This window comes from Calditrichota bacterium, assembly GCA_013151735.1.
Taxonomy (GTDB): Bacteria; Zhuqueibacterota; JdFR-76; order JdFR-76; family BMS3Abin05; genus BMS3Abin05.
The window spans coordinates 1-7,571 of the sequence record JAADHR010000082.1 but is presented as its reverse complement, the minus strand read 5'-3'; the positions used below and the strand labels follow the sequence as shown (position 1 = coordinate 7,571).

Sequence of the window (7,571 nt, the reverse complement as noted above, 5' to 3'; positions counted from 1 at the left end):
TCGGGCGGATACCGTCCGTTTTGAAGACGACCCGGCGGATGCCCGGGGAGTGCTTTCGCACAAGGCGAATTTCCAGCGGGGCTCTTACGGCTATCTGACACGAGTGGAGATCGCCGGCCGGACACTTCAAGAGAGTCTCGCAAAAATGCAGGCGGGAAAATTAAGGATCACGTTTCAGGTGCCGAACACCGCCAAAAACAGGGGCGGATTCAGCCTGTACGGTGAAAAAATGGGGCGGTTTCCGGTGGACCCCACAGTGATTTTCTTTCTGGCGGAATAAGGAAGATTAAATGGAAAGGCGCAATAGCCGATGATTGTAAAAACGGTTCGTCCGTTGATTGAAAAGAATGAAGCGGAACAAAAACTAACGCCGAAACAGCGCTTCTTTTTCCGAAGAAAAAAGAGGCTCCAAAAAATCGAACGCGTTGACCTGCCCTATTTCTGGGTTCGGGTGGAAACGGAGTTCAAACAAAAAAAGGAAGCGCTGGCTGTGGCCGTGGATGCTCTTGAAGGCATTGCCGTCTTTCCGAAAGAGGAATTTGTGCAGTTTGAGGAAAAAGAGCTTGCGCACCCCATTCCTTTTCAACTGACCGAAAAAGGGGTGGAAACAGCCGTGTTTGAAGCGGTGAAGGATTTTTCCATTCAGGTGGGAATTCGCGAGAAACTGCCCCTTAAAATCGGAAAGATTCTCTCGATTGAGCGGGTGTACTATCCCTTCTGGATGGCTTACTATTCCACGCCGAAAGGGTTCACATTCACAGCGCTGGACGCCGTTTCGGGCGCCGTTCAGGGAGTGAAAATGAGGCAGGTTTTTGTAAAGATGCTAAAAATGCTGCAGGACGCAGGGGATTCATGACAAAAAACACCTTGCGAAGGTTTAGAACCTTCGCAAGGTGTGAGCCGTTTATGTAAAAATAATCTGGGCGCCCGCCGATCGTTCATAAAATTGGCCGACGGTAAGAATTTCATCGACCTCGTCGCAAAAATCATCTTTTGTCAGATGAAACATTTCTACGGTTGCTTTGCAGGCATATAATTTCCCGCCGGCATCGTGGATCATTTCAATAAATTCGTCTACCGGGGGGATGTCCAGCTTTTCCATTTCTTTTTTCATCATGTGGGTGGCAAACGCTGACATGCCGGGAAGCATGCCCAACAGGGTGGGCATGTGCATGGCCGGATTTCCCACGGTGGCCACTTTGAGCTTTTTCATGCGTTTTTTAGTGATGGCATCTAACCCGAAAAAAGTGAAAAAGATAGAAGCCTCAATTCCTTCCATTCGCGCGCCGTTTGCCATAATCAGTCCCGGATAGACCCCCTCCAGCGAGCCTTTCGATATGACCAACGACACCTTTTTTATTCTTTCCTCATTTTCCATCGGATGTCTCCTTTTGTTCGAAAATTAAACACAACCTTGCGGCTTGGGCAATCCCGGAAATTTTAGCCGCTTTTTTTGCCGGACCGTTCGGAAAAAGCGCGTACAGCTCTTTGGTCGGGATGCCACCCGTATTCTTCAACCGCCTGATAGACGGAGCCACATGTTTCTCCTGAAATTCTTTGCGCATGAAATGAATAACTTCCCAGTGCTTCTCAGTCAATTCCGGGATACCCTCCTCTTTCGCCAGTTCTTTTGCCAGTTCTTCATCCCAGTCAGATTGGTTTATCAGATATCCCTCATCGTCCACTTCGATTTTTTTACCCGCGAGTTCTTTGATTGGCATTTTATAACCCTCCATTTTTAACGTTGACTATTTTTGCTGTTAACCGCAACAAGATTCTTCAGGAACTGAATTGTAAAAGCCAGCCCTCGGCGCATTTCCGGTTTTTTGGCTTCTCGCCACAAGTCCCAATATGAGACCTTCTTTTGAACGTCGATTTCCAGACTCTTGTAAACGTAAACCGCATTATTCAATGCAACCAAAACATCAGGCTGCGTGAGATTTTTGACGGTATTTAATATCTGAACAATATTTTCACTGAGCAGACGAACATCCTCTGTCGTGAAGGAGGTTACCACGTTATCTACAATCTTCAACGACTCCCCAAAAAACTCGAAATATCCCTTTCGATCCAATTCGTCCAGTTTGGCCAGCACATTCAGGTAGGCCTGGTTTCCGATGGGGACGAGATCACGGGACAGATCGCTCATGCTTTCAACCTGTTCCAGCATTTTCGATAGGTTTTTTACATTTCGCAGCAAGCGTTTTAGCAAATAAAGCAAATCCGTGATGTCGAAAGTGGAGGAAACCTCCTCGAGTTCCACAACAGTGGATTGGAACATATCGGTGACGATGCGATTCAAATCGTCTTTTAACTCTTGCATTTCCCGTTGACGGCGGGCCTGAATGGCCAATTGTTCGGTCAGTACGGCCAGTTTTTGGTCAATCGCCTCTAATTTTTCATCGATGGAATCGTTCATAATCTATTTCCTCTTTCCTGCCATGTTCATTTGTGCCTCAATAGGAAGCTCAGCTCCTTTTAGAAGGAGATTCCAGTACATCCAGCGAAATAACATCTTGCCCCAGTGATTCATTTTGGTCTCTTCCAATAACGAAAAGGGGCCGATTCCCGGGAGAGGAAACTTTCCGGGGAGGGGTTCCACATCATAATTGAAGTCAATGAGGATGCCCTTTCCAAAGCCCGACTCGATAAAGCAGTTGGCATGTCCGTCAAATTCGGGCAGAAGGGGACGGCCGTCAATGGCGCGCAAAATGTTTTCGAATAAAATCTCCGATTCGAAATGGGCTACAGAGCCCGCTTTGGAACTGGGAAGATCCGTGGCATCGCCAAGAACAAAAATATTCTCGTAGTTTTTGGATTGCAGGGTGTTGGGATGCGTCGGGATAAAATTGAGTTCGTCTCCCATATTTGAACGTGCGATCAGTTCATCTCCCATATTGGTTGGAATGGTGACCAGCAGATCGTAGTCCACTTCCTTGTCATCGTATGAAATGATCTTGTTGGAGGTGCTGTCCACCCTTCCGACGCTGAAATCAGGGATCAGGTGGATGTTTTTCTTCTCCAGAAAATTGCCCAGGTATTTGGCTGCGCGGGGTTTGGTAAAGGCGCCCGGCAGCGGTGTGACGAAAAAAATCTCCACTTTGTCGCGGATACCCTGTTCGGTAAACCACCAATCCGCCAGAAAAACAAATTCAAGCGGAGCCACGGGACATTTGATGGGCATTTCCACAATGTTGAGCACCATCCGGCCGCCCTGCCAGTATTTCAAAAAATTGGCCAGGGCCAGGGTGCCTTCAATGGTGTAAAAATCAAAAATATTTTGATGCCACCCTCCGTCTTTCATCCCTTCCGTTTCTTCCGGATGGACCTTGGTTCCTGTCGCAATAATGAGCAGATCGTACGGAAGTATTTTCCCACCCGCCAATTTCACGCGGTTTTTTTCCGGCTCTATCACTTCAATGGGAGAAAGCACAAAATTAACGCCGGGGGGAATGTAATCTCTTTTGGGTTTGATCACGTCGGCTTTCGTGTAAATGCCGAATGGGATAAACAGGAAACCGGGTTGGTAGTAATGCTCTTCATGCTGGTCAACAATGGTAATTTCCCACTCTTCGGGATCGAGAACGGGAGAAAGACGATTGGCCATGACCGTTCCGGCTGTTCCGGCTCCAAGAATCAACAAACGTTTCATATATCACCTCAGATTTTAAGTAATAAGACTGCTACAATTTTACATCATTACCCGCAAGACTTTCTTCCTGTGAAAGCAGAGAATGCTATTTGTTGTAATCTCTGCAATTAATGTGTTTGCTCCAAAAAGCCTTTGCCCACTAATTTCACGAATTGATTTTATTGAAATTACATTCGTGAAGTTTGTGTGTGTCATGGTTTTTCAAATAAGGTTCTATTGGCTTTTTTATGGAAAAGACACTCTCTTTGGAAATAGAACCGGGCCTTTTGAACCCACCCCCTGACTCCCCCTCCCTGATCTCAGGGAGGGGGCCGGAGGAGGGGCAGAAATAGAATGCTTTTCGTGTTTCAAGAAAAAAGATTCACAAAAATTCCAGTAGAACCTCAAATAAACGCAACAATAAAAAGTGAAAACCAACCCGATGTGAAATACCTGCCAACGGGCATAAACGAAGGCAGGTAATGTGCTGAAGGGATAGCTTTCACTGAAAAACCGATGGACCAAGATAATTCTATATTTTCTGATATAGAATATAAATAAAACTCATTCTCATTTCAATATTATTTTAAATTATTTTTGAAAAAAATTGAGGAGTCTGCTTTAAAATGCTTTTGTTCCCTTGAATTGACGACAATGTCCAATGGCCAGAGTTGGCGGTTTGGGGATGGATCCTGTGTGACGCTTCAAACAGTTCCGGGCGAAATCCTTCCTTGACTTTTTAAAAGAGTTTTGCCAAATTTAAGGGGGTGTCTTTTGAATCTTAGTTTGGGCTCTTCTCAAAAATGCGTCATTTATTCTGTCAAAAAGTCCTTTTAGTTCTTGTGCTGGCCATTGGACTGGGCGTTCCCCTTTCCGATGGTTTGGCGTCCAAAACGGTTCTTCGTGTGGCCAACTGGGCCGGCGCACGGGAATTGAAGCTGGAACGCCGTATCGCCGCCGAGTTCATGAAGCGCCACCCGGAAGTGGTGGTTTCAGTTGAGACGATTCCTTCCGGCTACAAGGAAAAGATCCTCACGGGAATTGCTTCCGGAACCCCTCCGGATGTTTTCCTTCTGGATGCTACGATTATTCCTGCTTTCTTAAACCAGAATGTGTTGGTCGATCTCATGCCGTATGTTAAAAAACACGGGATCGATTTGTCCGTTTATTTTCCCAATGTCCTGAAAATAGCCGAGCGGGATTCGTCTCTTTTTGCTTTACCGAAGGATTTCACCCCGATGGTCATGTACTACAACAAGCGTCTCTTCGATGCCGCCGGGCTGTCTTACCCGGCCCCGGGCTGGACCTGGGAGGACTACCTGAAACTTTCGCAAAAACTCACAAAGGATTTTGACGGTGACGGGCGGATTGATCAGTTCGGTACAGTGGTTTCCGACCGTCTCTACCTCTGGATTCCCTGGGTGTGGAGCAACGGGGGCGATGTATTGAATCCCAAGGGTACACGGGCGGCGGGTTATTTTAATTCCCCCGAAACGGAACAGGCGCTTCAATTTTTAATCGATCTTCGCACCAAATACCACGTGGCGCCGTTTGGATCGTACCTGACCGCCGTAGGGGGAACGGGCGCCCTTTTTTACACGGGCAAAATTGGCATGATGGAAAGCGGCCACTGGTGGATTCCTACGCTGAAAAAATATCTGGACAGCGGAAAACTTTCCATCGGCGTGGCGCCGCTTCCTGTCCCGAAAGGGGGCAGGCACGTGACGGTGATGTACGAGTCCGGGTGGTGTGTGCCGAAAGTGTCTCGTCATCGGGAGTGGGCGGTGCGGCTGGCCATTTTTTTGGCGGGTGAGGAGGCTGCCCGCATTCGTTCCGAGAGCGGAATTGCCATTCCGGCCATTCGTCGCGTGGCCAAAGAACAGGCAGAAGAAGACCCGTACGGAATTGAGCAGGTCTTTTTAAATGATGTTCAATATGCCCGCATGCCCTGGGGAAGCCGGGTTGAACCCTTCAGTCAGATTGAAACCATCGCCAGGGATGCGGTTGATCAGGTTATGATAGGGCACCAGCCTCTGCATACGACGTTTACGCGTGCTGCTGAAAAAATGGATCAAACACTTGCCCGTTCCAAAAGGCTTCGGACCGCAAGGCTGCCAAACACCGGACATGCCACGGTGCAAACCTTCTTGTGGAGTACTCTGCTCGCCCTGCTGATTCTGATTTTGGTGCATCTATTGTCCACCCGCAAACAGGAACGTCGGCATCTTTTTCAGGGCTACATTTTTCTGGGGCCCTCTTTGATTATTCTGCTTGTTTTTGTTGCCGTACCCCTTCTTTTTTCGCTCTATTTGAGTTTTCACCAGTGGAACGTAATTTCCCCAGAAAAGCCGTTCGTGGGGTTTGCCAATTTTGCAGCTCTTTTTCGCGATGCCCTCTTCTGGAAGGCGATGAAAAACACGGCCCTTTTTACACTTCAGGTTCCGGTGGGGATGGCGGTTGCCCTTTTTGTGGCCATACTGATGAATCAGCGTTTGAAGGGGATTCACTTCTTTCGGACAATTTTCTTTTTACCCAGTGTGTCTTCTTTTGTGGCCGTGGCGCTGGTCTGGCAGTGGCTGTACCAGCCCCAGTACGGACTGGTCAATTTCATTCTAAAACAGATTGGATTTGGCCCGGTTCCCTGGCTTTCCAGTCCCCGGACGGCCCTTCTTTCCATTATGATTATGACCGTCTGGATGGGCATTGGCTACCAGATGGTGATTTTTCTGGCGGGTCTTCAGGGAATCCCCGAGTATTTGTACGAGGCCGCCATCATCGACGGGGCCTCTCCCTGGCAGCGTTTTTGGGCCGTAACGCTCCCGCTTTTGAAACCGACGACCTTTTTCGTTTTAATCACTTCCGTGATCGGTTCGTTTCAGGTGTTTACGTCGGTGTACGTGATGACGCAGGGAGGACCCAACCGCGCCACCGACGTGGTGGTTTACCACATCTACCAGAATGCCTGGGAATACCTGCGTATGGGCTACGCCTCCGCCATGAGCTGGGTCTTGTTTGTGGTAATTTTAATTGCAACGGTACTGCAATTTAAGGTGGTGGGGAAAGACTTAAATTATTGAAAAGCAAGGTCTAATGAAACTGAAAAATAATTGAACCAGTAAACGAGTCGATCAATGAATGCACGACTAAAAAAAATAAAAAACAGGCTCCTAAAAACAGCAACCTACCTTTTTTTGGTTTTGCTTGCCGGTACCATGCTCCTTCCCTTTTTCTGGATGCTGATGACGTCTTTCATGAATGAGCTGGAGGTGTACAGTCCCACGCCCAAATTTTTACCGGAGCATTTTTTGTGGAGCAATTACAAAGAGGCGCTCACGATGCTGCCATTCGGCCGGTTTTTTCTGAATACGCTTATTATCAGTGTAGCTGTTGTCGCGGGACAGCTTCTCATTTGCTCAATGGCGGCCTTTTCATTTTCCCGCCTGCAGTACCGCGGCCGCGACAAAATTTTCACCCTCTATCTTTCCACCCTGATGATTCCCGGTATCGTGACGCTGATTCCGGCCTATTTGATCGTTGATTCTTTCCACTGGCTGAACACGTACTGGGCGCTGATTGTCCCCTTTCTCAGCAGCGTGTGGGGAATTTTCCTGCTGCGGCAGTTTTTCTTAACACTGCCCCGCGAGCTCGAAGATGCCGCCCGCATCGACGGCGCCGGTACCTGGACCATCTACTGGCGCATTATTTTACCCCTTTCCAAGCCGGCCCTGGCTACTCTGGGTATTTTTTCGTTTATGGGCATGTGGAAGGAATTCCTCTGGCCCCTGGTTGTGACCAACCAGATGGACATGCGGCCGGTGGAGGTGGGAATTGCCCTGTTTCACAGCATCTATTCCACCAACTGGCCCTACCAGATGGCCGCTGCCGTGGTCGTCATGCTTCCCATTGTGCTCCTTTTCTTCTTCACCCAGCGCTATTTTGT

The 7,571-nt window shown here is 48.2% G+C and carries 8 protein-coding genes; 4 read left to right on the top strand and 4 right to left on the bottom strand.

Annotation, left to right across the window (positions count from 1 at the left end; translation table 11 throughout):
- Together GXO76_05690 and GXO76_05685 are read left to right on the top strand one after the other, a co-directional pair.
- On the top strand, positions 1-280 hold a 280-nt coding region (locus GXO76_05690; protein NOY77345.1), incomplete at its 5' end, for a hypothetical protein.
- Between the two features lie 30 nt (positions 281-310).
- On the top strand, positions 311-856 hold the full coding sequence (locus tag GXO76_05685) for a hypothetical protein (protein NOY77344.1): 546 nt from the start codon (positions 311-313) through the stop codon (positions 854-856).
- A 48-nt stretch (positions 857-904) separates the two neighbouring features.
- On the opposite strand, the gene GXO76_05680 is transcribed toward GXO76_05685, so the two are convergent.
- The 4 genes from GXO76_05680 to GXO76_05665 are packed head-to-tail and all read right to left on the bottom strand — an operon-like array spanning position 905 to position 3,652.
- A complete protein-coding gene (locus GXO76_05680; GenBank protein NOY77343.1) occupies positions 905-1,378 on the bottom strand; it encodes a hypothetical protein in 474 nt (157 codons plus the stop codon).
- Entirely contained in the window at positions 1,368-1,721 is a 354-nt protein-coding gene (locus tag GXO76_05675) for a TusE/DsrC/DsvC family sulfur relay protein (GenBank protein NOY77342.1), read from the bottom strand. Before GXO76_05675 ends, GXO76_05680 begins: the two co-directional genes overlap by 11 nt.
- 17 nt (positions 1,722-1,738) lie before the next feature.
- Entirely contained in the window at positions 1,739-2,419 is a 681-nt protein-coding gene (locus tag GXO76_05670) for a DUF1641 domain-containing protein (GenBank protein ID NOY77341.1), read from the bottom strand.
- Between the two features lie 3 nt (positions 2,420-2,422).
- The gene (locus GXO76_05665) at positions 2,423-3,652 is read right to left on the bottom strand and encodes an FAD-dependent oxidoreductase (protein ID NOY77340.1); all 1,230 of its coding nucleotides are present in this window, start codon (positions 3,650-3,652) and stop codon (positions 2,423-2,425) included.
- Between the two features lie 782 nt (positions 3,653-4,434).
- On the opposite strand from GXO76_05665, the gene GXO76_05660 reads away from it, so the two are divergent.
- The gene (locus tag GXO76_05660; protein NOY77339.1) at positions 4,435-6,708 is read left to right on the top strand and encodes an extracellular solute-binding protein; all 2,274 of its coding nucleotides are present in this window, start codon (positions 4,435-4,437) and stop codon (positions 6,706-6,708) included.
- A gap of 54 nt (positions 6,709-6,762) precedes the next feature.
- Positions 6,763-7,571: carbohydrate ABC transporter permease (locus GXO76_05655; protein NOY77338.1), on the top strand; the 809-nt coding region annotated here is incomplete at its 3' end.